Origin of the sequence: Streptomyces sp. NPDC020192, from assembly GCF_044388685.1 — a bacterium.
In the GTDB taxonomy this organism is placed as follows: domain Bacteria; phylum Actinomycetota; class Actinomycetes; order Streptomycetales; family Streptomycetaceae; genus Streptomyces.
This window is the reverse complement of record NZ_JBIRXG010000003.1, coordinates 449,540-474,511: the sequence shown is the minus strand read 5'-3', so window position 1 is coordinate 474,511 and position 24,972 is coordinate 449,540. Positions and strand designations below refer to the sequence as shown.

The window sequence follows — 24,972 nt, the reverse complement described above, 5'->3', positions numbered from 1 at the left end:
GGGCCCCGGCAGCAACGTCCCGGCATGCGAGGGACGGGCGTGAGGCGCACGATGAAGTCATGTCCGCCAACGACCTCGCGCCCGGCGGCAAGCGGCGACTCGCCCGGGCTGTGGCCACGATGGCGCTGGCCGCGTCCGCGCTCCTGACGAGCGCCGGTTCCGCACCGGCCGCGCCGCAGGACGACACGATCGCCCTGCGGACGCTCAACGACATCGTCAAGGGCGACTACGCCGCCGCCACCGTCCACTTCGACGCGACCGTGCGTGGTCAGCTGACGCCGGACGCGCTGAAGCAGGCGTGGACGAACTACCAGGAACAGTTCGGGCGTTACACGTCCCACCAGCAGCCCAGGGACGCCAAGGCCGGCGGGTTCACCGTGGTCAGCGTGCCCCTGCGCCTGGAGCGCGGGCCCGGTGAGTTCCGCGTGAGCTTCGACAACGGCGGTGCCATCTCCGGCCTGTTCTTCCTCAGGCCCGGCGTACCGCTCTCGTAGTCACCGGTCTCGAGTCCGGGCCCACCCACCACGGGCCCTACAGGTTGCTGAAGTCCGGCCCCTTGGTGCGGGTCCGCTTGATCTCGTAGAAGCCCGGTACCGAGGCCACGGCGATCGTGCCGTCCCACAGGCGGGCCGCTTCCTCGCCCTTCGGGGCGGGGGTGACGACCGGGCCGAAGAAGGCGATCTGCTCGCCGTCGGAGCCGGGGACCGCGATGACCGGGGTACCGACGTCCTGGCCGACCTTGTCGATGCCCTCCTTGTGGGAGGCGCGCAGCTCGGCGTCGTACTCGAAGTCCTGCTGGTCGGCGTAGTCGATCAGGTCGGCGGGCAGGCCGACGTCCGCGAGGGCGCCGGCGACGGCCTCCAGGGTCGGGCCCTCGCCGTTGTTGTGGATGCGGGTGCCGAGCGCGGTGTAGAGCGGGCCGAGGACGTCCTCGCCGTGCTTCTGCCAGGCCGCGGTGACCACGCGGACCGGCTGCCAGGCCTTGGTCGCGAGCATGTCCCGGTACTCCTCGGGCAGCTCGTCGAGCCTGTTCTCGTTGAGGACCGCGAGGCTCATGATGTGCCAGCGGACCTCGATGTCGCGGACCTTCTCGACCTCCAGCACCCAGCGGGAGGTCATCCAGGCCCAGGGGCACAGCGGGTCGAACCAGAAGTCGACGGGGGTCTTGCCGGAGGACGGCGCGGTCTCGGACATGGTTCTCCTCAGCGAAACGGTCTTTTGAAGCCTCAACAAGCGCCAACGACGTCGGTGCGACCAGGATTCCCCGCTGAACCCCTGATTCCCTGCTGACCCGTGTCAGGGGCACATGGCAGGATCGGCCCTGTCCACATACCGAACAGCAGCCAAGGAGTGCCGCCCGTGCCCGGTGAGAATCTGTCCCGCGACGAGGCCCGGGAGCGGGCCGCCCTGCTGTCGGTCGACGGGTACGACGTGTCCCTGGACCTGAGGTCCGCCGTCGGCGACGGGAACGGCGAGGTGCGCACGTTCCGCTCGGTGACCACGATCCGCTTCCGCTGCAACGAGCCGGGCGCCGCGAGCTTCGCGGATCTGATCGCACCGAGCGTGACGGCCGTCTCGCTCAACGGCCGGGATCTGGACCCGGGCGAGGTCTTCGACGGCGCGCGGATCGCGCTGGAGGACCTGGCCGCGGAGAACGAGCTGGTGGTGGACGCCCAGTGCGCCTACTCCCGCACCGGCGAGGGCATGCACCGCTTCGTCGACCCCGAGGACGGCGAGGTCTACCTCTACACCCAGTACGAGCCGGCCGACGCCCGCCGGGTGTTCGCGAACTTCGAGCAGCCGGACCTGAAAGCGCCGTACCGCTTCGAGGTCCAGGCTCCCGAGGGCTGGACGGTGTGGAGCAACGGCGCAGGCGAACTGGCCGACGGCGTCTGGAAGTTCGCGGAGACGAAGCCGATCTCGACGTACATCACGTGTGTGGTGGCCGGGCCGTACCACTACGTCACCGACTCCTACACCCGTACCTTCGAGGACGGCACGAAGCTGGAGATCCCGCTCGGCGCGATGTGCCGCAAGGGGCTCGCCCCGCACTTCGACGCCGACGACGTCTTCCTGATCACCAAGCAGGGCCTGGACTTCTTCCACGACCACTTCGACTACCCGTACCCGTTCGGGAAGTACGACCAGGCGTTCGTGCCGGAGTACAACCTGGGCGCGATGGAGAACCCTGGTCTGGTGACCTTCCGCGAGGAGTACATCTTCCGCGGGAAGGTGACGCAGGCGTCGTACGAGGCGCGGGCGAACGTCATCCTGCACGAGATGGCGCACATGTGGTTCGGCGACCTGGTCACCATGGAGTGGTGGGACGACCTGTGGCTGAAGGAGTCCTTCGCGGACTTCATGGGCTCGTTCGCCAACGTGGGCGCGACGCGCTTCACCGGCGCCTGGATCACCTTCGCCAACCGCCGCAAGGCGTGGGCGTACCGCGCGGACCAGCTGCCGTCCACGCATCCGATCACGGCGGACATCCGTGACCTGCAGGACGCCAAGCTGAACTTCGACGGCATCACCTACGCCAAGGGCGCCTCCGTGCTGAAACAGCTGGGGGCGTACGTCGGCCAGGAGGCGTTCCTGGAGGGCGCCCGCCGCTACTTCAAGCGGCACGCGTACGGCAACACGCGCCTCGGCGACCTGCTGTCGGTGCTGGGCGAGACCAGCGGCCGGGACATGTCGGCGTGGGCGCGCTCCTGGCTGCAGACGGCCGGGGTGAACTCGCTGACCCCGCAGGTGCTGCTGGACACCGACAGCGGCCGGATCGAGGAGCTGGCGGTCGTCCAGGAGGCCCCGGAGTCACACCCGGAGGAGCGTCCGCACCGGATCGCCGTCGGGCTGTACCGGCGTACGGACGAGGGCGCCCTCGAGCGGTACGCGCGCGTGGAGACGGACGTGGAGGGCCCGCGTACGGTCGTCGCGGAGCTGGCGGGCGCCGAGGCGCCGGAGCTGGTGCTGGTCAACGACGACGACCTGACGTACTGCAAGATCCGCTTCGACGCGACCTCGCTGGACACCCTGCGCGCGCACCTGGGCGAGCTGACGGATCCCCTCGCCCGGGCCCTGTGCTGGTCGGCGCTGTGGAACATGACGCGGGACGCGCTGCTGCCGGCCCGGGACTTCATCGCCCTGGTGCTGACGTTCGCGGGCCGGGAGTCGGACATCGGTGTGCTGCAGATGCTGCACGCGTGGGCGGAGTCGGCGCTGACGCACTATGCGGCGCCCGAGTGGCGGACGGCCGGCGGTGAGCTGCTGGCCGAGGGCGCGCTGCGGGAGCTGCGGGCGGCCGAGCCGGGCAGTGAGCACCAGCTGGCCTGGGCGCGGTTCTTCGCGCGCGTGGCCTGTGCCGAGCCGGACCTGAAGCTGCTGACGGACCTGCTGGACGGCACGTCGGCGATCGACGGGCTGGCGGTGGACCAGGAGCTGCGCTGGGCGTTCCTGGAGCCGCTGACGGCGCACGGCGCGGCGGACGAGTCGGTGCTGGCGGCCGAACTGGCCCGCGACGACACGGCGTCCGGCAAGCGCCACCAGGTCCGCTGCCTGGCCGCGCGCCCCTCGGCGGCGGTCAAGGCGCAGGCGTGGGCCCAGGTCGTGGAGTCCGACACGCTGTCGAACGCCCTCGTCGAGGCGACGATCTCCGGCTTCGACCAGGCCTCGCAGCGGGAGCTGACCGCGCCGTACGCCGAGAAGTACTTCGCGGTGATCGAGCGGGTGTGGGCGGAGCGGTCGATCCAGATCGGCATGGACGTCGTACGGGGGCTCTTCCCGGCGTACCAGGACCGGCCGGAGACGCTGGCGGCGACGGACGCGTGGCTGGCGGAGCACGAGGACGCGGCGCCGGCGCTGCGCCGGCTGGTGCTGGAGGCCCGGGACGACCTGGCGCGGGCGCTGCGCGCACAGGAGTGCGACGCGGCGGCGGGCGTGACGGCTGACGCCGGCTGAGCTTTGGCCTGAGCTTGCCCGGTAGGTGACCGTTACGAAATTCGGTCAAACATAGCCGTAACCCCTGGTCCACCCCGTTCGGACCAGGGGTTTTCGCTGCCTACTCGGCATCCGAACACCTGACCTTTAGTCCCGCCTTGTCCGCATTCCTCAACGGCCGTGTAACAGCGGTTAAAGGTGGGACGGGGCGCGGGAATCCCGACGCCATGACGCACAACACCCCGCTCTCCCCCCGCCCCCTCCGCGACCTCTCCGAGGTCCACCGCCGCGTCCTGACGACGGCTCAGCTGCGCGCCCATGGCGTGACGACGGCCGAGCTGAACGAGCAGTGCCGCCCTCGCGGCCCCTGGCAGACCCTGCTGCCGAACGTGGTCCTGCTGCACCCCGGCCCTCCGACGAGCGAGGAGCGTCTGCACGGGGCCCTGCTGTACGCGGCCCGCGAGTCGTCGGCGCCGGGCGTCCCGGCCCAGCCGACGGCGGAGGAACCGCACGGCCCGGTCTACGCGGAGGCGATGATCACCGGCCTCGCGGCCCTGACCCTCTACGGCTTCTCGGCCACCCCGCCGCTGCTCTCCCTGGACCACATCGACGTCCTGGTCCCCCGCCAGCGCCGCCTGCGCCCCGCGGGCTACGTCCGCGTCCTGCGCACCCCCGTCCTGCCCACGCCCCGGATGGTCACCGGCCTGCCCGTCGCCCCCGTACCCCGGGCACTGGCGGACGCGGTCGCGGAACTGACCGACGCGGAGGCGGTACGACGCCTGCTCACCGAGGCGGTGCGCGCAGGCCACTGCGAACCGGCCGCCGTGGTACGGGAGTTGACCCAGGCCAAGCTGCTGAACCGGCCGCACGTGGTGGACGCCGTGGACTCACTGCTGGCCGAGGGCCGCTCGATCGCCGAGGACCGGCTGTACCGGATGGTCCGCGAGTACGGCCTGCCCGACCCGGTCTGGAACGTGGACCTGCGCCTGCCCGGCGGCCCGCACCTCGGCGGCCTGGACGCCTACTGGCCCGAGCAGGCGGTGGCGGTCGAGCTGGACACCCGGGCCCCGCGCCAGGACGAGGACGCGCTGTGGTCCGAGTACGCCCGCAAGCGCGAACACCTGGAACGCCTCGGCATCACGGTCGTGTACATCACGCCGAAGAAGCTCCGGAAATCGCTCGAACAGCAGGCGGCGGTGGTCCGTACGGCCCTGATGGCGTCCGGCGACCGCGACCCGGCCGCCTATGTCGTGGTGCTCCCCAGGTAGTGACGGACCGGGAGGCATCAGGAGGGCAGCGGGGAGCCCTCAGGAGGGGAGAGGAGGGACCACCGGACCGATTCCGGTGGCCCCTCCTCGTGTCTCTTCGTCTCTCCGCGTCTTCGTGACGCCGCGCTTTCACCCGGGTGGAGGAAGCCGGTGGGCGGTGCCGATCGGGCCGCGATAGACCAAGACGTATGCGACACACCAGGACAGCCGCGTGCTCGTCCGCCCTCCTGCTCGCCACGGCCGGCCTCGTCGCCGCGCCCGAGACGGCACAAGCGGCGCCCCGGACGCCGGCCGTGGGCTATGTGGCCCTCGGCGACTCCTACTCCTCCGGTGTCGGCGCCGGCGACTACCTCCCCGGCCGGACGGACTGCAAGCGCAGCAGCAGGGCCTACCCCTCCCTGTGGGCGGCGGCGCACCAGACGGCGGCCTTCGCCTTCCCCGCGTGCAACGGCGCCCGGACGAACGACGTCCTGACCGACCAGCTCGCCCCGCTCGGCCCCCGTACCGAAATGGTCACCCTCACCGTCGGCGGCAGCGACGCGGGTTTCGGCACCGTCATGACGACCTGCGCGCTGGGCGGCACCACCCGCTGTCTGTCGGCCGTCTCCCGCGCCCGCTCCGTCATGGACGGAACCCTTCCCCGCGACCTGGACCGTCTCTACACGGCCATCGGGAACCGGGCTCCCGCCGCCCACGTCGTGGTGCTCGGCTATCCGCACCTGTACCAGCTCAAGGGCACCTGCCGAGCCGGCCTGGAGGACGCCGCCCGCGCCGCGATCAACAACGCCGTGGACCACCTCGACACGGTGATCGCCAAACGCGCGGCCGACCACGGGTTCACCTTCGCCGACGTCAGGTCCGCCTTCACGGGCCACGAGATCTGCTCCCGAATCCCCTGGCTGCACAGCGTCGACCTGCTCTCGCTGACCGAGTCGTACCACCCCACGGCCCCGGGACAGTCGCTCGGCTACCTTCCGGCCCTCAACCGGGCGTCCTGATCCGCCCGGTTCCCACACCGACCACAACAGAGCCGATAGGGTTCCTGGCCCATGACCGCTGAACCCGTGACCCTCCGCCCCATCGGCGAGGCAGACCTCCCCCTGCTGGAGCGTTTCGTCTCCGACTCCGACGCCGCCGGCCCCTTCCAGTGGTACGGCTTCGCCGACCCGCGGCGGTTCCGGCGGCGCTGGGAGGAGGACCGGCTGCTCGGCGCGGACGGCGGCCAGCTGGTCGTCACCGACGGCGGCGAGCCGCTCGGGTTCGTCGGCTGGCGCAAGGTCGTCGTGTCGCCGTCGACGTACTGCTGGAACGTCGGCGCCCAGCTGCTGCCCGAGGGCCGTGGGCGGGGCGTCGGCAGCCGGGCCCAGCTACAGCTCGTCCGCTACCTCTTCGCCCACACCCCCGTGATGCGGATCGAGGCCGACACCGAGGCCGAGAACATCGCCGAGCAGCGGGCCCTGGAGAAGGCCGGCTTCACTCGCGAGGGCGTACTGCGCGGCATCGTCTTCCGGGACGGGCAGTGGCGCGACGGCGTCGCCTACAGCGTGCTGCGCGACGACCCGCTGCCCGCCGACGTGTGAGGCGTACACCTCGTCGAGCAGCGTCGCGTACGCCGCGATCATCCTCGTACGGCTGAACCGCTCGCGGCTGAGCTCCAGCGCCGGGCCCAGGTCGGTGCGGGACGCGAGGGCGGCGGTCCAGCCGAGGGCGATCGCGGCCGGGTCCGGCGGGGTGACGAAGCCGAGGCCCTCGACGATGGACGCGCTGTCGCCGACGTCGGTGGTCACCGGGACCGCGCCGCACATCATGCCCTCGATCAGGCACAGCGGGGCCGCCTCGCCGGAGACGGAGGTCAGGGCGACGACGTCGGAGCCGGCGTACACGGCCTCCATGTCGTGCCGTACGCCGAGGAGCCTGATCCGCTCCGCCAGGTGCAGGTCCTCGCCGAACGCGACCTCGATGTCGGCCCACAGGGCCGGGTTCTCGTCGGTCATGCCGGCGCCGCACATCAGGACCTGGCCCTCGGGCTCGCGGGACAGCCAGGCGCGGGCCGCCCGGAGGAACAGCGGGACGTTCTTCATCTGGGCGTAGCGGGCCGCGAAGACGACCACGGGGGCCGTGGCGGCGATGCCGAGGGAGGCGCGGAAGGCGAGCCGTACGGCGGCGTCGGGGCGGAAGCGGAGGAGGTCCACCCCGTTGGGGATGACGTGCAGCACCTCGCCGGGGATGCCCGCCGCCTCGTACGCCGCCCGGGTCGACTCGGCGCAGCACACGCACGCCACCACCGTGCCGTCGGCGATGGCGGCCTTCAGCTCGTCCAGCGCGGGGCCCTGGTTCTCCGGGTCGGAGCGGTGCAGGCAGACCACGACCGGGCGGCGGGGCAGGCCGCCCTGGTTGAGCAGGGCGAGCGGCTGCTCCTTCAGGGAGAGGATCACATCCGCGCCGGCCATGGCCCGGGCCGTTTCGGCCAGCTCGGGGCCGCTGAAAACGTCCGCCGCGACCGTTCCGTCGACCAGCCCGGCGCTGCGGCCGAGCGAGGTGACACCGACCCTGGCGGCCGTCAGCGCCCGGTAGCAGGCGTCGTCCTCCATGCGCTGCGAGGTGGCCTCGCGGCGGACCTCGCCATGGATGCTGAGCACCCGGTGGGACTGGCCGCCCTCGGCCAGTCCCAGTACGACGTCGCTGTGCACGATCCGGGCCCCTCCGGAGAAGAAGCCCTCGTAGACCGACAGCACACGCAGTTCGTGCGAAGCGCGCACGCGACCACCCGCCTTGCATAAATGATCGAGAAGATCGAGCCATCCCCGTACACAGCGGGTTAGCCGATATGAGGCGGTACGGACATTGCGTGCGCGTTAACAGCGAATGACGCGGGTGAAACGGTGACTAACAGAATTCCCCTTCCACGATCGCCTGCGCGTCCCCGGTCCAGTCGCCGTTGAAATTGAAGGCCAGGGAATGCCGGCCGTCGGCCGTCGTCACCGCCGTCGACGCGGAACCGTGGATTCCGCCGTCATGCCCCCAGACCACAACCCCGCAGGTCAGCGGGGTCTCAAAGAGGCCGAGGCCATAGCGTTCCCCGTGCGGCGCATCCTTGACCGCCACCGTGGTCTTCATTTCCTTCAGCTGGTGCGGCGGAAGGAGCTTTCCGCCCAGCAGCGAGCCGTAGAAGCGGTCCAGGTCGGCGGAGTCCGAGATCATTTCACCGGCGGAGGAGGCGATGGAGGGGTTGAGGTTCGTGACGTCGTACGTCGGACCCTTCGGGTCGGTGAATTTCGAGTAAGAATTGCTGCTCGGCTGTGGCATGGTGACCGTCGTACCGGGCAGGGACGTGCCCGTCAGACGCAGCGGGCGGATGACGCGCCGCCTGATCTCGGCGGCGTACGAGTGTCCCGTCACCTTCTCGATCACCATGCCGGCGAGAACGTAGTTGGTGTTGGAGTAGTGCCAGGACGTGCCCGGCGCGAAGTCCGGCTCGTGCCGCATCGCGATCGCCACCAGTGCGCGCGGGGTGACGGTGTCGTAGCGATGCCGGTCGAAGCCGTCCTTGGTGAAGTAGTCGCGGTCGAAGTCCTCGTCCTCGGTGTAGTTGTGGATGCCGCTGGTGTGGTTGAGCAGCTGGCGGACGGTGATACGGCGGCCGTCGTGGCCGTGGCCGCTGACGACGCCCGGCAGCCACCGGTCCACGGTGTCGTCCAGCGACAGCCGGCCCTCTGCCTCCAGCTGGAGCAGGACGGTGGCGACGAAGGTCTTGGTGATGCTGCCGACCCGGTACCGGTCGGCGGTGGAGCGCGGCCTGCCCGTGCCGGTGTCGCCCACGCCGGCGGTCGTGGACCAGGTGCCGTGGCCGTCCTTCGCGGTGACGGTCACACCGGGCACCCCGGCCGCGACCGCCGCCTCGACCGCTTTGCGGGTCGCGGAGTGGGTGCCGGTGCCGGCCACGGCGGGTGCCGCCAGGGCCGCCGGGACGAGCAGGGCGGTGGCGCCCACCAGAGCCGTCCCCAGGGTCGTGCGTACGCGCATGTCTTCCCCCAACCTGTGATGGCACCTCTGATGCGGGTGCGGTCGGGGGAAGAAACCCGTGCCGGATGCGCGAAGGTTGCTTTCCTGTGGGCCAGTTGGGTGAGTTTCAGCCCTTCTTGAGCACCAGTTCCGTGTTCCGGTGGACCGCGGTGTTCGCCAGGGTCCTGCTCGCGCCGGGGGCGTTGAAGGCCAGCTCGCGGTAGAGGGCGGCGAGGCCGGTCTGGGAGAGGTCGGCGAAGTCGGTGCGATGCGGGGCGGCGGACTCGATCAGCGTGGTGAACAGGGAGATCGTGCCGTCCTTGTTGTCCACCAGCTCGATGATCCGGGCGAGGTGGGGGAAGTCGACGTGCGAGGCGGTGGAGATCTCCCAGAAGGAGCGACCGCCGGAGACCTTGTGCGGGGTGATGACGTTCTCGTGGACGTGGCCGTTCACCCAGGCCAGCACGTTCGCGTGGGCGGACAGGACCGAGAGCACCTCGGCGCCGGTGTGGCGCTTCTCGCCGGGGCGGGCCGGGTCGGGCCAGGTGTTGTTCATCGTCGTGCTGGTGTGGTGGCTGAAGACGACGGCGTGGGAGTCCTTGTTGTCCTTCAGCGTCTTGTCGAGCCACTTCAGCTGCGCGGTGCCGATGGAGCCGTTGGGCATGCCGCAGGCGTCGGTGGTGTCGAGGCTGATGCCGATGACGTCGGCGGAGATGCGGAAGGCGTAGTACTGGGTGCCCGCGTCGAGGTTCGCCGAGGAGTAGCCGTGCCCGGTCGGACCGTGGCCCCGGTAGGCGGGGTCCAGGTGGGCCTTGAGGTAGTCGGCCGGGGTGTAGGGGGCCCGCTTCTCGTCCGGGGTGACGGAGCGCATCTCGCGGGCGTGCGCCTTGAGCAGGTCCCGGTAGCCGACGCCGTGGGGGTCCTTGTTGTCCCTGATGGCGTCCTGGAGCTTCTTGCCCTCGGCGGCGGAGAGGCTCATCAGCTTCTTGCCGCCGATCGCGAACTCGGCGAGGTAGGGGTCGCCGTGGATGCCGAAGCAGCCGAGGGCGAGGGCGTCGTGGTTGCCGACGGTGGAGTACCAGGGCAGGTTCAGACCGGGGCTGTTCACCTCGCGGATCGCGGCGGCCAGGAAGCCGTTCAGGTGCGGAAGGCCCAGTGCCTTGTCGTTGTCGCGGGCGGTGGAGTCCGGCTGCCAGTACAGCTTCAGGCCGCTGTTCTGCACGCCCTCGTAGTGTCTCGGGTCCCCGGTGTTGGGGGTGATGCGGCCGCCGCTCATCACCTGCATGAACCATTCCAGTTCGGAGCCGGCGTTGTTGTCGGTGTTGTCGCCGGTGGTCATGACGAAGCCGAGCGGGGCGCCGGTGACGGGGGCGCCCTTCAGGGCGTTGACCCGCTCGACGAGCGAGATGGCGCCCTGCACGGTCAGCGCCTCGTGCGGGCGCCAGGCGTGGATGGAGTTGGAGCGCAGGAACTCCGCGCGCAGCGGGTTCTGGACGTCCTGCAGATGCAGGTCGGTGAACTGGACGAACGCGGCGAGCGTCCTACGACGGCTCGCGCGGCCGGACTTGGGGGTGGCCAGCTCGCTCCGCACGACCCGCTGCCAGCCGGGCCCGTCGCCGAGGCGCTGGTAGCCGGAGCTGTTCCGGGGCGTCGCGACGGAGGCGAGGGTGGTGCCCTTGGTGTAGGGGGCGAGGGCGGTGCCGGCGGCCTGCCGGGAGTGCGCGACGGGCGCCTCGGCGGGGGTGGCGGCCTCGCTGTCGGTGGGGCGGAGGACGTAGCCGATGCCCGCGGAGAGCGAGACTGCTCCGGCGGCGGCGAGGACGGAACGGCGGTTGACCTCCGGAGCGGAGGTGGCGACAGAGCGTGTGCGCGACATGGCGCGATCTCCCCGAGTGCGAACGCGTCGGCAGTGGTCGCGGGTCGATCGCAGGAGCGAACGCCCCGCTCGCTCTGGATGCTTGGCACCGGGAATGACCTGCGCGTGAACGCGGCCGCAACGCGCGGCGCCGATCACCGTACGTGGATCACGAGGGGGCACAGCCGCCGTGGAGTGGACCGGGAGTGGATCGCGGGCGGCCGGGGGCCGGTCACTCCTTGTTCATCTCGTTGGGTAGGGGAGGCTCCTCCAGCCGTCCGTGGAGCGGGCGTTCGCGCCAGAGCCGCAGCGCGGTGTCGACCAGGGGGATGCGGTTCAGTCCGGGGACGGCCTCCAGCGGCTGCCAGGCGGCGAAGTCGGTGGAGCCGTCGATCTCGTACCGGAGCTCGCCGCCGGTGATCTCGCCTTCGTAGACGAACCGCACGGCGTGGTGGTCGGTGCGCCCCACGGTCACCCGGTGCGAGTCCACGCCGAGGAGACCGGTCACCTCGATGTGGTAGCCGGTCTCCTCGGTGACCTCGCGGCGGACGGTGTCGTACGGATCCTCGCCGTGCTCCATGCCGCCGCCCGGCAGCACCCACTCGGGCGTGCCGTCGGGCCCCGGGGAGCGGGCGAGAAGGAGCTGTCCGTCGCGGACGCACACGGCGTAGGCCGCCACCCTCAAGTTCCGTCGCATGCGCGGACGTTAGCGCGCGATGTCCGGGTTCGCCGGTGAATATTCGGGCGCGGACCAGCGCAGGGGCAGGGCGGCCGGGGCCCACAGGGCCTCGGCGAGCGTGAAGCGGACCGTGCGGATGCCTCCGCCGGTGAACTCGGTGTGCGCCTCGCCGGTGAGCTGAAGGGTGGTGCCGGTGGTCCAGTCGAGGAGGAGCAGTCCGGCACGCGGATCGGTGCGGAGGTTGCCGAGGGTGAGGAACATGGCGTTGCCGGGGTAGTCGGGCCAGGTCAGTTCGCGCGGTGAAGTGACCTGCACGAAGCCGGGGTTGCCGCCGCGGTGACTGACGTCGGCTCCGCCGGGGTGCACGGTGGCCAGGAAGAAGGTGTCGGCCGCCTGGATGAACTCCCGTTGTACCGGGCCGAGTTCGGTGAGTCGGCGCGGGCTGTCCGGTGTGCGGTCGGGGACCGTCTCGTACGACTCCCTGCGCTGGATGTACTTGGGGCAGTTGGAGAAGACCTGGTCGGCCTCCACGGCGAAGCCTCCTGCCGTGGGCCGTAGCCGGCCGTTGAGGCGCATGCGCCGGCGGGTTCGGGGGTCCAGGGCGATGGTGCCCAGGTGGGTGCCGGGGGTCGTAAGGGCCGTGGTGAGCGGGTCAGCCGGAGAGGGTCCACTCACCACGGACATCTGCCTGGGGCCCGTCGCCCGGACGAACCCCGGTGTGCCCGTCAGCGCCGACGCCCACACCCGCCCCGTCGCCGGGTCCGCCGCGCCCGCGATCAGCAGGGGCTGCAGCTCCAGGAAGGCCGCCGCGACCGGCTTGATGTCCTGGCCCAGGGAGCGGCCCACGTGGTCAGCGCGGTCGCGGACGCCCATCAGTTCCTGTACGGCGAGCGAGCCCGCGTGATAGGCGCCCATGGTTAGAAGAAACCGCAGGTCGGAGCGGAGTCGTGCGGGGCGGGGGCGCCGTCCGGGCCGAGGGGGGCGTTGATCTCCAGGCGGATGCCGTCCGGGTCGTGGAAGAAGATCCCGCCCGAGGTGCCGCCCTCCCGGTGGGCGACCACGCCGTCGTAGGCGAAGTCGACACCGGCGGCCCGCAGCGCGGTCTCGTACGCGCGGACCTCATCGACCGAGTCCACGGTCAGGGCGAGGTGGTGCAGTCCGGGACGCCCGCTGTCGTACGACCCCCGCGCCTGCTGCCAGAGGGTGACGAGCGGGGCGCCGCCGGGCTCCCCCAGCATCGCCCAGCGCTGGTCGTCCTCCTTGCCCTCGGCGAGCACGGCGAAGCCGAGGAGGTCGCGGTAGAGGGCGAGGGAGCGGTCGAGGTCGGTGACGTTCAGGCCGGTGTGCGCGAGGCGCGGAGCCATGGCTGTTCTCCTTCGAAGTCTTCGGGGTGTCGTGCCTAACCTTCGTCAATCACATTAGGAGGTTAGATGCGCGAGAGTCAACCGGTCACGTACCCTTGAGTGGTTAGAGGAGAAGGAGAGCCCATGTCCGCCGCCCGCGACCCCCGCCCGCTCACCGGCGAGCCCCTCGCCCTCGACCTGCTCAACACCCGCTGGAACCGGGAGGGCGAGACCCAGGACCTGCTCGACGGCACCGAGGGGCTGGCGGCGTGGCTCGTCAGTAACGGGCTGGCCGGCGCGTACCCCGCCGACGCGGTCGTACTGCGTCATCTGCGCCAGGCCCGCGAGGCGCTCCGGGCCGCCGTGCACGGCTCACCGGACGAGGCGGCGCCGCTCGTGGACGCCGTACTGGCACACGGGCGGATCCGCGCCCGGCTGACCCCCGACGGCCCCGGCGAGGAGCCCGAGTTCGCCGACCCGGCGTGGGGCCCGGCCTGGCTCGCCGCCCGGAACTATCTGGAGCTGCTCACCCGCGCCCCGGAGCGGATCCGCACCTGTGCCGGCGGCGGCTGCATCCTGCACTTCTTCGACACGTCCCGGAACGGCACCCGTCGCTGGTGCTCGATGGCCGCGTGCGGCAACCGCGCGAAGGCGTCCCGGCATTACGCGCGCTCGAAGGAGGGCTGACCGGCCCCCTCACCGTGCGTCGCACGTGAGGTGCCCGGACGCGGGCAGCGCCTCGGTGATCCAGGCCCGGTTGACGGCGACGCGGGTGTCTCCGACGGCCCACAGCCTCGCGTTGCGCTGCTCCAGGCCGACCGTGACGAGCACGTGCTGTCCCGTGCGCGGGGCCGGTTTCGCGCCGCCGTCCAGCAGGAAGCTCACCTCGGCCGGGCCGTGCGCGGGCTTGTACGACCGGATGACGGTGAGGGTGATCCGGCTCCAGTGGGACGGCTTCTGCGGCTGCACCCCGGCCACGGTGCCCTCCACGACCAGCCGGGAGCAGGCGAGTGTGAGGGCCGGGCCGTCCGGGCGTCCGCTGTCGCCGGAGACCTTGGCCGGAGCCCGGCCCGCTGCCTTGCCGGCGGAGGCCGCGGTGGCACTGTTGTCCTCCGAGCCGGTCGTGTGCGTCACCATCCAGCCGAACCCGACGACCAGCGCGAACGCGGCGGCACCGGCGAGCGAACCGAGTGCGATGCGCAGGGCGCGGCGGCGGCGGGAGGGGCGGCCGGGGCGGAGCGGCCGAGCGGTATGTGCGCTGCCCTCCTCCTGCGCCTCGCTCGCCGCCTCCCCCGTCAACACCTCGGCCAGCAGAGCGAGTTGCTCCCTCAGCACCGCCACATCGGCCTCGGCCGCCCGGTGCTCGGCGCGGAATGCGGGGTCCCGGCGGGCCTCCTCCGGGACCGGTTCCCCGGTGATGGCGGCCATCAGGGCGTCCATACCGTCGTCGTCCGGAATGCTCTCGTGCCCGGCGGTCACGTCACACCACCTCGTCCTCGTGCAGCCGGTCGCGCAGTGCGCGGACCGCCGTGTGCAGCCTGCTCTTGACCGTGCCCTCGGGGATGCCCAGTTCCTCGGCGATGCCCCGCACGGGCAGATCGGCGAAGAAGCGCAGTACGAGCACCTGCCGCTGGGCGGCGGGCAGTTCGTCCAGGCCCCGGGCCACGGCGAGGGAGAGCAGGCTGGCCTCCTCGCCGGAGGGGAGCGCGGGTTCGCGCAGCGCGGCCAGCCGCTCCCCCAGCCGTTCCTGGCGGCGCTTGGCCCGGTGCCAGTCCATGGCGAGACGGGAGGCGACGACCGCCGCCCACGCCGACACGTCCCGCGGGGCCTCCCTGCCGCTCGCGGTCCGCTCCAGCAGCCGCAGCCGGACCTGCTGCACCCCGTCCGGCAGGTCCGACTGCGGCACCCCGCCGAGCGCGAGCACCGCCCGCACCCGGCGTTCCTGGGCCGCGTCCAGCGGGTCGTCGGCGGTACGGTCGTCCGTACCCGCCGCATACGACACCTGGTCGCGGCGCACCCCTCCGCGCAGCACAAGCCACCCCCTCACGCGTTTCCCCTATGACGCGGGAGCCGGTGAGAACGTTCGCTGCACGTGGGCGAGGCTGAACCGGCGCGCACGGTTCGAGGCGTACGTCACACCGGCGCACGGAGCTGCACGGCTTGCGGCGAAGGGCGATCGTGGAACGAATTTCTCCAGCTCAGAAGGGGTGCGGCGGGAGTTCCGGAACCGCCCGTCGCGCTCGGGTGTCCCAGTACTCGGGCATGACGCGCAAAGAATTGGACAGGCGGACCGGGGTCGGCCGCATGATGGAAAAGCCGCGGACACGCAGAGAGCACCTAGAGGGAGTCGCCGTGAAGGTCGGAATCGTCGGAGCCACCGGTCAGGTCGGCACGGTCATGCGCAGGATCCTCGCGGAGCGGAACTTCCCGGTCACGCAGCTGCGCCTGTTCGCCTCGTCGCGCTCGGCGGGCACCGTGCTGGACGGCGTGACGGTGGAGGACGCGGCGACCGCCGACTACACCGGCCTCGACATCGTGCTCTTCTCGGCGGGCGGCGCGACCTCCAGGGCGCTGGCCGAGAAGGTCGCCTCCCAGGGCGCCGTCGTGATCGACAACTCCTCCGCCTGGCGCAAGGACCCCGAGGTCCCGCTGGTGGTCTCCGAGGTGAACCCGCACGCGATCGCCGACCGCCCCAAGGGCATCATCGCCAACCCGAACTGCACCACCATGGCCGCGATGCCGGTCCTGAAGCCGCTGCACGAGGAGGCCGGGCTCGAGGCGCTGGTCGTCGCCACCTACCAGGCGGTGTCCGGCTCCGGTCTCGCGGGCGTGGCGGAGCTGCACGGCCAGGCCCAGAAGGTCGTCGCCGAGGCCGACAAGCTGACCCACGACGGTGCGGCGGTCGACTTCCCCGAGCCGCAGGTCTACAAGCGTCCGATCGCCTTCAACGTGCTCCCGCTGGCCGGCTCGATCGTCGACGACGGTCTGAACGAGACCGACGAGGAGCAGAAGCTGCGCAACGAGTCCCGCAAGATCCTGGAGATCCCGGGCCTGAAGGTCTCCGGCACCTGCGTACGCGTCCCGGTCTTCTCCGGCCACTCCCTCCAGGTCAACGCCCGCTTCGCCCGCCCGATCTCCCCGGAGCGCGCGACCGAGCTGCTGGCCGGGGCGCCGGGCGTCGCCCTCTCCGACATCCCGACCCCGCTGCAGGCGGCCGGTCAGGACCCGTCGTACGTCGGCCGCATCCGCCGCGACGAGACGGTGGACAACGGCCTCGCGCTGTTCGTCTCCAACGACAACCTCCGCAAGGGCGCCGCGCTGAACGCGGTCCAGATCGCGGAGCTGGTGGCGGCGGAGCTGTCCGCGAAGTAGGACACCTTTCCGGCGGGGGCGGTCACGAGCGCGTGGCCGCCCCTCGCATGTCCGCGACCGCCGCCGGCAGGGCGAGGACCGCGCCCGTGCCCAGGACGGCGGTCAGCCCCGGCCCGTCCGCGAGCCGCCCGCCGACGAGGGCGCCGAGTGCGACGGCGGTGTCGAACACCCCGGCGCAGAGCGCGCCGGCCACCTCTCGGACGCCGGACACGGCCACCGTGAGCCTGCTCTCCCGGCGGGGACCAGCAGCAGGACGACGGCGCCGGTGGGGGAGGCGGCCGAGCCCCGGCCTTGCGAGCCCTGAAAAGATCAGGGCATGACTCAGTCACCCATGCGGATCAATGCCCTCATCGTCGATGCCACCGACCCCGAGCGGCTTGCCGCGTTCTGGTCGGAGCTGCTCGGCCGGCCGGTCGTGGGCCGCACGGGACCGTACGTCTGGCTGCGCCGCGAGAACGGCCTGGGCCTGGGCTTCCAGCGGACTGCCGAGCCCACGTCGGGCAAGAACCGCCTGCACGTCGACATCTCCTCACCCGACCCGGCCGCGGAGCAGCGACGGGTCGAGACGCTCGGCGGGCGCAGGCTGGAGGAGTATGCCGAGGGCGGGTTTCTGGTGATGGCCGATCCCGAGGGCAACGAGTTCTGCATCATCCCCGAGGGCCCCTTCGAGCTCGACGACGAGGGACGCGCGAACTACCTCGGCTGACCGGCATTCCCGCACCCACGGCCCTTCGGGACCGCGCGCTGCAGAACCTGCGGGCCGTCCGTGTCGACCGGCACAAGGTGGTCAGGGACGGGAACGGCTCTCACGTGGACGTGCTGACGGGCGGCTCGTACTTCGTCGCGAGCCTCGCGCTGATCCTCGACGAGGTCGTACGCCGTCACACCAAGGACGCATCGGCGCCGGACGGCATCCTGGTCGCGCTGCCGCACCGGCACCAACTCGCCTTCCACGTCGTCCGCGGTGGGGACGTGACTCCCTCGCTGCACGCCATGGCCCGGTTCGCCGCCGCGGGCTTCGCGCAGTCACCGGGCGCCGGCCTGTCCTGATCACCGGCCCCGCCGCACCTCGTACAGAAAGCACCCGTACTCCACCGCCCGCACCTGCACCACCGCCACCTCCGGGTCGGTGAAGGCCTCCGTGAGGGCGGACGGGAAGTCGGCGTCCACCAGCCGGCCGCCCAGGATGTGGCCCTCGGCGGAGTAGCGGCGCAGGACGCGGTGGGCGTTGGTGAACGGCAGGGTGGCGGGGTCGGCCGGGCCGGGGCACTCCTCGGCGTGGACGAAGACCGGGCCCTGCTCGTCGTACGCCCCCGGATCGGCGCCCGTCTCGGCCGCCCAGCGGCGCAGGGGCGCGTACGCGACCAGGGCGATCCGCTCGCCGGGCGTGCTGGGGCGCAGGCAGCAGCGCAGCGGGGCGCCGCCCTCCTCGTCGGTGAAGGGGGCCAGGGGGCGGCCCGCGTCGTCGGTGGTCCGCAGCTCCTTCAGAACCCGGGCCGGGATCGGGCGTGCCGTGTATGTCGTCATGCGTTCAGCGTCCGCTTCCGGCGGCGCGCTCACCGGCGGGAACCGGACATCGCGTTCCCCACGGATCCCGTGGAAGGATGGCGCAACCGACACATAACGAGGAGATGACCGCGTGCCTGGCACAAACCTGACTCGCGATGAGGCGCAGCAGCGGGCCGACCTGCTCACCGTTGACTCGTACGAGATCGATCTCGACCTCTCCGGCGCGCAGGAGGGCGGTACCTACCGGTCCGTGACCACGGTGCGCTTCGACGCCGCCCGCGGCGGCGCCGAGTCCTTCATCGACCTGGTGGCGCCCACCGTCCACGAGGTCACCCTGAACGGTGACGCGCTCGACCCGGCCGAGGTCGTCGCGGACTCGCGGATCGCGCTGCCGGGCCTGCTGGAGGGCCGGAACGAGCTGCGCGTGGTCGCGGACTGCGCGTACACCAACACCGGCGAGGGCCTGCACCGCTTCGTCGACCCCGTGGACGAGCAGGCGTACCTCTACACCCAGTTCGAGGTGCCGGACGCCCGCCGGGTCTTCGCCTCGTTCGAGCAGCCCGACCTGAAGGCGACCTTCCGGTTCACCGTGAAGGCGCCCGAGGGCTGGACGGTGATCTCGAACTCGCCGACGCCCGAGCCGAAGGACAACATCTGGTCCTTCGAGCCGACCCCGCGCATCTCGACGTACATCACCGCGCTGATCGCCGGCCCGTACCACTCCGTGCACAGCGTGTACGAGAAGGACGGGCAGAGCGTGCCGCTGGGCATCTACTGCCGCCCCTCGCTCGCCGAGTTCCTCGACTCGGACGCGATCTTCGAGGTGACCCGGCAGGGCTTCGACTGGTTCCAGGAGAAGTTCGACTACGCGTACCCCTTCGCGAAGTACGACCAGCTCTTCGTGCCGGAGTTCAACGCGGGCGCGATGGAGAACGCGGGTGCCGTGACCATCCGCGACCAGTACGTCTTCCGGTCCAAGGTGACCGACGCGGCGTACGAGGTGCGGGCGGAGACGATCCTGCACGAGCTGGCCCACATGTGGTTCGGCGACCTCGTCACCATGGAGTGGTGGAACGACCTGTGGCTGAACGAGTCGTTCGCCACCTACACCTCCATCGCCTGCCAGGCAGTCGCCCCGGGCTCGCGCTGGCCGCACTCGTGGACCACGTTCGCCAACTCGATGAAGACCTGGGCGTACCGGCAGGACCAGCTGCCGTCCACGCACCCGATCATGGCCGACATCCGCGACCTGGACGACGTCCTCGTCAACTTCGACGGCATCACGTACGCCAAGGGGGCCTCCGTCCTCAAGCAGCTCGTCGCGTACGTCGGCGAGGATGAGTTCTTCAAGGGCGTGCAGGCGTACTTCAAGGCGCACGCGTACGGCAACACGCGCCTGTCCGACCTGCTCGGCGCGCTGGAGGAGACCTCCGGGCGTGACCTGAAGACCTGGTCGAAGAAATGGCTGGAGACGGCGGGCATCAACATTCTCCGCCCGGAGATCGCCACCGACGCCGACGGGGTCATCACCTCCTTCGCCGTCCGCCAGGAGGCCCCGGCGCTGCCCGCCGGCGCCAAGGGCGAGCCGGTCCTGCGCCCGCACCGCGTCGCGATCGGCCTGTACGACCTCGACGCCGACTCGGGCAAGCTGGTGCGCACCGAGCGGGTCGAGCTGGACGTCGACGGCGAACTGACGGCCGTACCGCAGCTGAGCGGCAAGCGCCGCCCGGCGGTGATCCTGCTCAACGACGACGACCTGTCGTACGCCAAGGTCCGCCTGGACGAGGAGTCGCTGGCGTTCGTCACCGAGCACCTCGGTGACTTCGACGCTTCCCTCCCGCGCGCCCTGTGCTGGGCGTCGGCCTGGGACATGACACGGGACGCCGAGCTGGCCACCCGTGACTACCTCTCTCTGGTCCTGTCGGGCATCGGCAAGGAGTCGGACATCGGTGTCGTGCAGTCGCTGCACCGCCAGGTGAAGTTGGCGATCGACCTGTACGCCGACCCCACCGCCCGCGAGTCCCTGCTGACCCGCTGGACCGACGCCACGCTGGCCCACCTGCGCGCCGCCGAGCCGGCGAGCGACCACCAGCTGGCCTGGGCCCGTGCCTTCGCGGCGACGGCCCGTACCCCGGAGCAGCTGGACCTGCTGGAGGCGCTGCTGGAGGGCACGCAGACCGTCGAGGGCCTGGCCGTGGACACCGAGCTGCGCTGGGCGTTCGTGGAGCGGCTGGCGGCGGTCGGCCGCTTCGACGAGGCGGAGATCGCGGCCGAGTACGAGCGGGACAAGACGGCTGCCGGTGAGCGCCACGCGGCGACGGCTCGCGCGGCCCGCCCGACGGAGGAGGCCAAGGCGGAGGCCTGGTCCTCGGTGATCGACTCCGACAAGCTGCCGAACGCCGTGCAGGAGGCCGTGATCGGCGGCTTCGTCCAGACCGACCAGCGCGAGCTGCTGGCGCCGTACGCGGACCGGTACTTCGACGTCCTCAAGGGCGTCTGGGACTCCCGTTCGCACGAGATCGCCCAGCAGATCGCCATCGGCCTCTACCCGACGGTCCAGATCTCCGAGGCGACCCTCGCCAAGACCGACACCTGGCTCTCCGCAGCCGACCCGAACGCGGCCCTGCGCCGCCTCGTCTCCGAGTCCCGCGCGGGCGTGGAACGAGCACTGCGGGCGCAGGCCGCGGACGCGGAGGCTGCCAAGTAGTACGGCTTGGCCGAGCAGTACGGCGGTGAGGGCGCCCGGACTTTGTGCCGGGCGCCCTTTCGCTGTGCTCGGCTACCGGTGACCTCGTATGCGTGCCGCGGCTTGACCCCCCGAGTGGCCACCGGTGCCCGCCGCACCCCTGAGCGCCTCCAGCACCCGGCTCACCGCCCGCCCCGCCTCCCCGCCCCTGCGGACCGCCGCCGTCACATGCCGTACCGGGCCGTCCGCTCCCAGGTCGCGCATCACCACCCCGGCCCGGCGGGCCGCCGCCATCCCTGGTACCAGGGCCACGCCCATGCCCGCCTCCACCATGGCGAGGATGGCGGTCCAGCCGGAGGCCGAGTGGCCCTGGTGGGGAGTGAAGCCGGCGGACTCGCAGGCGCGGCGGGTGATGTCCGACCAGGGGCCGCTGCCGCCGAAGATCCAGGGTTCGGCGGCCAGGTCGGTCAGGGTCAGGCTCTCCGCGCGGGCGAGGGGGTGGTCGGGGGGCAGAGCCAGGGCCAAGGGGTCGGCCAGCAGCGGGACTTGGGTGAAGCGGGGGTCGGTCGCGCTGGGGGCCGATGCCGCCAGGGACAGGGCCACGTCGACGTCGCCGGTGGCCAGGAGGTCGTAGGCCTCGGCCGCCTCCGCCTCCCGTACGTGGACGGTCACCCCGGGGTGCATCGCGCGCAGGGTGCGTACGGCCGGTACGACCAGGGCGGGGATCGATGTGGCGAAGGCGCCTATCCGGACCTCCCCTGCCTCCCCCTCGGTGTACGCCGCCAACGCCGCCTCCGCACGCTCCAGTTGCTCGAAGACCGGCTCCGTCTGCGCCAGCACCAGCCGGGCCGCGTCGGTGAGCCGCACCCGGCGCCCCCGCGCCTCCAGCAGGGGCACGCCGAGCTGCCGGGAGAGGTTGGTGAGCTGCTGGGAGACCGCGGACGGGGTCATGTGCAGGGCCTCGGCCGTCGCGGTGACCGTCTCCCGCTCGCGCAGGGTGCGCAGGATCTGCAGCTTGCGGATGTCCCAGTCGGCCATGCCGGAAAGCTACACGGCAGCCCGAAGGAGGCCACACGTCAACGCCGGGCACCTGCTCCCAGCACCACCCCGCCCAGGATCAGCGCCATGGACAGGAACTGGGGCAAGGTCGTCCGCTCGTTCAGGACGAGCCAGGACAGTACGGCCACGCAGACCGGCTGGAGGTAGTAGACGATGCCCGCGCGGGTGGCGCCGATCAGGGATATGGCCTTGTTCCAGGCGAAGAAGGCGACCGCGGAGGAGGCCACGCCCACGTAGAGGAGCGGGAGGACCGTGCCGGGGGTCGGGGTGAAGCCGCCCTGGACGGCGACGCTCGCGGCCTGGACGGGCAGGAGGAGGACCGTGCCGATCAGGAACGTGGTGAACAGGAAGGGAGCGCCCGTCAGTTCGGCCGGCTTGCGGCGCAGCAGCGCGCTGTAGCCCGCGAAGCAGCAGGCGGCGGCGATCATCCACAGGTCGCCGGCCGAGAAGCGGGCGGTTCCGCCGACCAGCAGTGCCACGCCCGCGCAGGCGGTCAGCAGTCCGGTGGTGCGCCGCGCGCCGAGCCGTACGCCGCCCAGCCGTTCGAAGACCGCCATGAGGACCGGCGAGGCGGCCATGATCATGCCCATGGTGGCGGCCGGGGTGGTCAGTCCGGCCTGGTTGACGAGGGTGTTGTAGACGGCGACGCCGAGGAACGAAGCGAGGAGGACGTAGCGGGCGTGGTGGCGGATCAGCGCGCGCCGGCGCCAGGCCTGCCGGGCGCCGAAGGGGGCCACGGCGATCAACGCGATCACCCAGCGCCAGAAGGCGTGCTGGACGGGCGGGACGCTGTCGTGCAGGCCGCGGGAGGTGACGAAGCTGCCGGACCAGACGACCGTCGCGAGCGCGGCGCAGGCCAGTCCGAGGAGAGGCGTAGGGGTGGTGGTGGCGGTCCGGGGCAGGACGGCTGACAAAGGGGTCCTTTCACGGTGCGGTCGGGGTGGTGTGCCCTACCGTCGCAGCGGCCGACCTGTCAGGTCTATCGAAACTTGACGACCGTTCTTTTCAGGAGAACTGAATGATTGGCCGCCGCGGCCACCGAGCTGTCCCGCCAGCGTCGCCCCGAACGCCAGCGCCATGCCCGCCACCTGGACCGGAGTCAGGGACTGCCCGAGCGCCGCCCAGCCGACGACGGCCGCGGTCAGCGGGGACAGCGGGCCGAGGAAGGCGACCTGGGTGGCCTGGAGCCGGCCGATGCCGCGGAACCAGAGCCAGTAGGCCACCGCCGTGTTGGCCAGCGCCAGGTAGAGGTAGCCGCCCACGGCTCGGGCGTCCAGGGCCGGCGGGGCGCCCTCCGCCAGGAGGGCGACCGGCGCGATGAGCAGGCCGCCCGCGGTGAGCTGCCAGCCGGTGAGGGCCAGCGGGCCGACGCCGTCCGGGCGGCCCCACCGCTTGGTCAGCACCGTCCCGGCGGCCATCGAGGCGGTGGAGGCCACGGCCGCGAGCACACCCGTCGCGTCGAGGGCGCCGGTTCCCTGGAGGACGACCAGGCTGACACCGAGTGCGGCCACGGCACCGGTGACCAGCGTGCGCGCGGCCGGGCGCCGGCTCAGCAGCAGAGCCGAGAGGCCTACGACGAACAGCGGCTGGACCGAGCCGACGACCGCGGCCATCCCGCCGGGCAGCCGGTACGCCGAGACGAACAGCAGCGGGAAGAAGGCGCCGATGTTCAGTGCGCCGAGCACCAGCGCCTTCCACCACCAGGCGCCCTTCGGCAGCACCCGGGTCAGGGCGAGCAGCAGCAGGCCGGCGGGCAGGGCGCGGGTCAGGGCCGTGAACAGCGGGCGGTCCGGCGGCAGGAACTCGGTGGTCACCGCGTAGGTGGTGCCCCAGGAGACGGGGGCGAGGGCGGTGAGCGCGATGGTGGCTGCGGAGCGTTTCACGGCCGGGATCCTTCGGGGACGGGGGTGAGTTCGACGGGGGTGAGTTCGACGGGGGTGACGTCGGGGGTTGTCGCGGGGGTGAGAGGAGCGCTGCCGCCGGTCACCGTCACCGGCAGTGGCCGTACCGCCTCCGCCGGGAGCCGGCGCTCCACCCGGACCAGGAGCATGGCGGCGAGCGCCGACGTCACGACGAGGACCGCCCACGGTGCCCGGCCGTCCAGCGCGAGCAGGGTCGTGAACAGGGACGGCGCCACCGCCTTCGCCAGCGACCAGGACATCTGGTACGCCGCCAGATACCGGCCGCGCACCGCCTCGGGCGCCGCCGAGACGGCCAGCACCTCGGCGGCGGGGCTGTGGATCAGCTCGCCGAGGGTGTAGACGACGACCACGGCGGCCATGGCGGTGCCGAGGACCGTGACCGAGCCCGGCCGCAGCGTGCCGAGCACGATCTGCGCGGCGAACGCGGCCGCGAACAGGGAGCCGCCCAGCGCCGCCGCCCGGGTGCGCCGGGCACCCGTACGCCGGACCCGCGCGCCGACGGCGACACCGGCCACCGCGCACAGCACGGTGTTGAGGGTGAACGCGGCGCCGGTGAGCACCGTGGGCCCGCGCAGCCACTCCACCATGAACAGCGGGAAGAGCACCGAGAGGGCCGAATAGTTCAGCGCGTTCAGGAAGTTGGCGCCGGTGACGACCAGGAAGGGCCGGTCGGCGAGGACGAGCCGGTAGCCCGCGCCCGACCGGCGCACAGCACCCGCCCGGTCCGCCGTGCGCACCGGCTTCAGCGGGCGCAGCAGCAGTGCCGCGAGGGCGAAGGTGAGGGCGTTGCCCCAGGCCGCGTAGGCGTAACCGGCGCTGCCCACAAGGGAGATGACTAGCGTGGCCAGCAGCGCGCCGGCGCCGTTGCCGGCGTTCTGCAGCGCGCGTGTCGCCGCCTGGAGCCGGTCCCGGTCGGACCCGCGCGCCACCTCGCCGATCAGGGACTGCTGGGCGGCGGGGAAGGCCCGGTCGGCGGCCGCGGTGACCAGGGCCACGGCGGCGAAGGCGGGGAGGGACTGGGCGAAGGGGTACAGGGCGAAGCCGGCGACCCGGACGCCGTAGATGACGTGGAGCACGCGCTTCGCGCCGTACCGGTCGACCGCCGTCCCGGCGAGCGGCAGTACGCCGATGCCCGCGAGGCCGGTGGCGGTGAGGACGGCGCCCACGACCGGGAAGGACAGCCCGGTCACGGTGTGGAAGAAGACCAGCGTGAACGGCACGTACATGCCGGTGCCGACGCCGTTGACGGCGGCGGTGACGGGCAGCACCCAGTCCGCCGGAAGCCTTCGTCTCATCGTGCCGACCCCCCGTGAGTAGCTCATGTAGCTTGATGGAAAGTAGCTT

24 protein-coding genes and 1 pseudogene are annotated in these 24,972 nt (G+C 71.8%); 10 read left to right on the top strand and 15 right to left on the bottom strand.

What is annotated here, in order from left to right:
• The first annotated feature begins 59 nt into the window (after positions 1–59).
• Positions 60–494, top strand: a complete 435-nt coding sequence (locus ACH47Z_RS09310) for a DUF3887 domain-containing protein (protein WP_399072220.1) — start codon at positions 60–62, stop codon at positions 492–494.
• A 37-nt stretch (positions 495–531) separates the two neighbouring features.
• Here the strand turns inward: ACH47Z_RS09310 and ACH47Z_RS09305 are convergent, their stop codons facing one another.
• Complete coding sequence (locus ACH47Z_RS09305; protein WP_399072218.1) at positions 532–1,194, bottom strand: DsbA family protein; 663 nt, start codon at positions 1,192–1,194, stop codon at positions 532–534.
• Positions 1,195–1,359: 165 nt separating this feature from the next.
• Here ACH47Z_RS09305 and pepN (ACH47Z_RS09300) point away from each other — a divergent pair, with 165 nt between their 5' ends.
• The 4 genes and pseudogenes from pepN (ACH47Z_RS09300) to ACH47Z_RS09285 all read left to right on the top strand — a co-directional run.
• Complete coding sequence (gene pepN, locus ACH47Z_RS09300; protein WP_399072216.1) at positions 1,360–3,954, top strand: aminopeptidase N; 2,595 nt, start codon at positions 1,360–1,362, stop codon at positions 3,952–3,954.
• Between the two features lie 206 nt (positions 3,955–4,160).
• The gene (locus tag ACH47Z_RS09295) at positions 4,161–5,201 is read left to right on the top strand and encodes a hypothetical protein (RefSeq protein ID WP_399072214.1); all 1,041 of its coding nucleotides are present in this window, start codon (positions 4,161–4,163) and stop codon (positions 5,199–5,201) included.
• 188 nt (positions 5,202–5,389) lie between these two features.
• Entirely contained in the window at positions 5,390–6,199 is an 810-nt protein-coding gene (locus ACH47Z_RS09290) for an SGNH/GDSL hydrolase family protein (protein WP_399072212.1), read from the top strand.
• A gap of 51 nt (positions 6,200–6,250) precedes the next feature.
• Positions 6,251–6,619: pseudogene (locus ACH47Z_RS09285) on the top strand (GNAT family N-acetyltransferase); the annotation flags it as partial.
• Here ACH47Z_RS09285 and ACH47Z_RS09280 read toward each other — a convergent pair.
• The 6 genes from ACH47Z_RS09280 to ACH47Z_RS09255 all read right to left on the bottom strand — a co-directional run bounded on the left by ACH47Z_RS09280 (position 6,569) and on the right by ACH47Z_RS09255 (position 13,101).
• Positions 6,569–7,936 (bottom strand): glycosyltransferase, encoded by a 1,368-nt coding sequence (locus ACH47Z_RS09280; RefSeq protein ID WP_399072344.1) that lies wholly within the window; start codon positions 7,934–7,936, stop codon positions 6,569–6,571. The pseudogene ACH47Z_RS09285 and the gene ACH47Z_RS09280 sit on opposite strands and share 51 nt — an antisense overlap.
• Before the next feature lie 151 nt (positions 7,937–8,087).
• Positions 8,088–9,224: a serine hydrolase domain-containing protein gene (locus ACH47Z_RS09275; RefSeq protein ID WP_399072210.1), complete on the bottom strand. Its 1,137-nt coding sequence runs from the start codon at positions 9,222–9,224 to the stop codon at positions 8,088–8,090.
• A 106-nt stretch (positions 9,225–9,330) separates the two neighbouring features.
• Complete coding sequence (locus ACH47Z_RS09270; RefSeq protein WP_399072208.1) at positions 9,331–11,079, bottom strand: TIGR03767 family metallophosphoesterase; 1,749 nt, start codon at positions 11,077–11,079, stop codon at positions 9,331–9,333.
• A gap of 211 nt (positions 11,080–11,290) precedes the next feature.
• Positions 11,291–11,755: an NUDIX hydrolase gene (locus tag ACH47Z_RS09265; RefSeq protein WP_399072206.1), complete on the bottom strand. Its 465-nt coding sequence runs from the start codon at positions 11,753–11,755 to the stop codon at positions 11,291–11,293.
• A 9-nt stretch (positions 11,756–11,764) separates the two neighbouring features.
• A complete protein-coding gene (locus tag ACH47Z_RS09260; protein ID WP_399072204.1) occupies positions 11,765–12,652 on the bottom strand; it encodes a pyridoxamine 5'-phosphate oxidase family protein in 888 nt (295 codons plus the stop codon).
• Between the two features lie 2 nt (positions 12,653–12,654).
• Positions 12,655–13,101 carry a VOC family protein gene (locus ACH47Z_RS09255; RefSeq protein ID WP_399072202.1) on the bottom strand — a complete coding sequence of 149 codons (447 nt, stop codon included), beginning with the start codon at positions 13,099–13,101 and terminating at the stop codon, positions 12,655–12,657.
• Between the two features lie 123 nt (positions 13,102–13,224).
• Between ACH47Z_RS09255 and ACH47Z_RS09250 the strand changes: the two genes are divergently transcribed.
• Positions 13,225–13,767 (top strand): CGNR zinc finger domain-containing protein, encoded by a 543-nt coding sequence (locus tag ACH47Z_RS09250; RefSeq protein WP_399072199.1) that lies wholly within the window; start codon positions 13,225–13,227, stop codon positions 13,765–13,767.
• 9 nt (positions 13,768–13,776) lie between these two features.
• On the opposite strand, the gene ACH47Z_RS09245 is transcribed toward ACH47Z_RS09250, so the two are convergent.
• Both ACH47Z_RS09245 and ACH47Z_RS09240 read right to left on the bottom strand, forming a co-directional pair.
• Complete coding sequence (locus ACH47Z_RS09245) at positions 13,777–14,559, bottom strand: hypothetical protein (RefSeq protein ID WP_399072196.1); 783 nt, start codon at positions 14,557–14,559, stop codon at positions 13,777–13,779.
• 1 nt (position 14,560) lies between these two features.
• On the bottom strand, positions 14,561–15,112 hold the full coding sequence (locus tag ACH47Z_RS09240; RefSeq protein WP_399072341.1) for an RNA polymerase sigma factor: 552 nt from the start codon (positions 15,110–15,112) through the stop codon (positions 14,561–14,563).
• Between the two features lie 320 nt (positions 15,113–15,432).
• On the opposite strand from ACH47Z_RS09240, the gene ACH47Z_RS09235 reads away from it, so the two are divergent.
• Positions 15,433–16,452: an aspartate-semialdehyde dehydrogenase gene (locus tag ACH47Z_RS09235; RefSeq protein WP_399072194.1), complete on the top strand. Its 1,020-nt coding sequence runs from the start codon at positions 15,433–15,435 to the stop codon at positions 16,450–16,452.
• 22 nt (positions 16,453–16,474) lie between these two features.
• Here ACH47Z_RS09235 and ACH47Z_RS09230 read toward each other — a convergent pair whose 3' ends face one another.
• A complete protein-coding gene (locus ACH47Z_RS09230; protein WP_399072192.1) occupies positions 16,475–16,663 on the bottom strand; it encodes a hypothetical protein in 189 nt (62 codons plus the stop codon).
• Positions 16,664–16,768: 105 nt separating this feature from the next.
• On the opposite strand from ACH47Z_RS09230, the gene ACH47Z_RS09225 reads away from it, so the two are divergent.
• Both ACH47Z_RS09225 and ACH47Z_RS09220 read left to right on the top strand, forming a co-directional pair.
• Entirely contained in the window at positions 16,769–17,158 is a 390-nt protein-coding gene (locus tag ACH47Z_RS09225; RefSeq protein ID WP_399072190.1) for a VOC family protein, read from the top strand.
• A gap of 104 nt (positions 17,159–17,262) precedes the next feature.
• Positions 17,263–17,502 carry a hypothetical protein gene (locus ACH47Z_RS09220; protein ID WP_399072188.1) on the top strand — a complete coding sequence of 80 codons (240 nt, stop codon included), beginning with the start codon at positions 17,263–17,265 and terminating at the stop codon, positions 17,500–17,502.
• Here the strand turns inward: ACH47Z_RS09220 and ACH47Z_RS09215 are convergent, their stop codons facing one another.
• Positions 17,503–17,979, bottom strand: a complete 477-nt coding sequence (locus ACH47Z_RS09215) for a DUF1203 domain-containing protein (RefSeq protein WP_399072185.1) — start codon at positions 17,977–17,979, stop codon at positions 17,503–17,505.
• Positions 17,980–18,091: 112 nt separating this feature from the next.
• On the opposite strand from ACH47Z_RS09215, the gene pepN (ACH47Z_RS09210) reads away from it, so the two are divergent.
• Entirely contained in the window at positions 18,092–20,668 is a 2,577-nt protein-coding gene (pepN, locus tag ACH47Z_RS09210; RefSeq protein ID WP_399072183.1) for an aminopeptidase N, read from the top strand.
• Positions 20,669–20,740: 72 nt separating this feature from the next.
• Here pepN (ACH47Z_RS09210) and ACH47Z_RS09205 read toward each other — a convergent pair whose 3' ends face one another.
• The 4 genes from ACH47Z_RS09205 to ACH47Z_RS09190 are packed head-to-tail and all read right to left on the bottom strand — an operon-like array spanning position 20,741 to position 24,923.
• Positions 20,741–21,685, bottom strand: coding sequence for a LysR family transcriptional regulator (locus tag ACH47Z_RS09205; RefSeq protein ID WP_399072180.1), 945 nt, complete (start codon positions 21,683–21,685; stop codon positions 20,741–20,743).
• 38 nt (positions 21,686–21,723) lie between these two features.
• Positions 21,724–22,620 (bottom strand): DMT family transporter, encoded by an 897-nt coding sequence (locus ACH47Z_RS09200; RefSeq protein ID WP_399072178.1) that lies wholly within the window; start codon positions 22,618–22,620, stop codon positions 21,724–21,726.
• A 36-nt stretch (positions 22,621–22,656) separates the two neighbouring features.
• Entirely contained in the window at positions 22,657–23,589 is a 933-nt protein-coding gene (locus ACH47Z_RS09195) for an EamA family transporter (protein WP_399072176.1), read from the bottom strand.
• Positions 23,586–24,923, bottom strand: coding sequence for an MFS transporter (locus ACH47Z_RS09190; protein ID WP_399072174.1), 1,338 nt, complete (start codon positions 24,921–24,923; stop codon positions 23,586–23,588). Before ACH47Z_RS09190 ends, ACH47Z_RS09195 begins: the two co-directional genes overlap by 4 nt.
• Positions 24,924–24,972: the final 49 nt, after the last annotated feature.

Bases quoted from the DNA above. Each gene is read 5' to 3' on its own strand.
- ACH47Z_RS09310 (WP_399072220.1), top strand. From the start codon at position 60: ATGTCCGCCAACGACCTCGCGCCCGGCGGCAAGCGGCGACTCGCCCGG.
- ACH47Z_RS09305 (WP_399072218.1), bottom strand. From the start codon at position 1,194: ATGTCCGAGACCGCGCCGTCCTCCGGCAAGACCCCCGTCGACTTCTGG.
- ACH47Z_RS09295 (WP_399072214.1), top strand. From the start codon at position 4,161: ATGACGCACAACACCCCGCTCTCCCCCCGCCCCCTCCGCGACCTCTCC.
- ACH47Z_RS09290 (WP_399072212.1), top strand. From the start codon at position 5,390: ATGCGACACACCAGGACAGCCGCGTGCTCGTCCGCCCTCCTGCTCGCC.
- ACH47Z_RS09275 (WP_399072210.1), bottom strand. From the start codon at position 9,224: ATGCGCGTACGCACGACCCTGGGGACGGCTCTGGTGGGCGCCACCGCC.
- ACH47Z_RS09270 (WP_399072208.1), bottom strand. From the start codon at position 11,079: ATGTCGCGCACACGCTCTGTCGCCACCTCCGCTCCGGAGGTCAACCGC.
- ACH47Z_RS09265 (WP_399072206.1), bottom strand. From the start codon at position 11,755: ATGCGACGGAACTTGAGGGTGGCGGCCTACGCCGTGTGCGTCCGCGAC.
- ACH47Z_RS09260 (WP_399072204.1), bottom strand. From the start codon at position 12,652: ATGGGCGCCTATCACGCGGGCTCGCTCGCCGTACAGGAACTGATGGGC.
- ACH47Z_RS09255 (WP_399072202.1), bottom strand. From the start codon at position 13,101: ATGGCTCCGCGCCTCGCGCACACCGGCCTGAACGTCACCGACCTCGAC.
- ACH47Z_RS09250 (WP_399072199.1), top strand. From the start codon at position 13,225: ATGTCCGCCGCCCGCGACCCCCGCCCGCTCACCGGCGAGCCCCTCGCC.
- ACH47Z_RS09225 (WP_399072190.1), top strand. From the start codon at position 16,769: ATGACTCAGTCACCCATGCGGATCAATGCCCTCATCGTCGATGCCACC.
- ACH47Z_RS09215 (WP_399072185.1), bottom strand. From the start codon at position 17,979: ATGACGACATACACGGCACGCCCGATCCCGGCCCGGGTTCTGAAGGAG.
- ACH47Z_RS09205 (WP_399072180.1), bottom strand. From the start codon at position 21,685: ATGGCCGACTGGGACATCCGCAAGCTGCAGATCCTGCGCACCCTGCGC.
- ACH47Z_RS09190 (WP_399072174.1), bottom strand. From the start codon at position 24,923: ATGAGACGAAGGCTTCCGGCGGACTGGGTGCTGCCCGTCACCGCCGCC.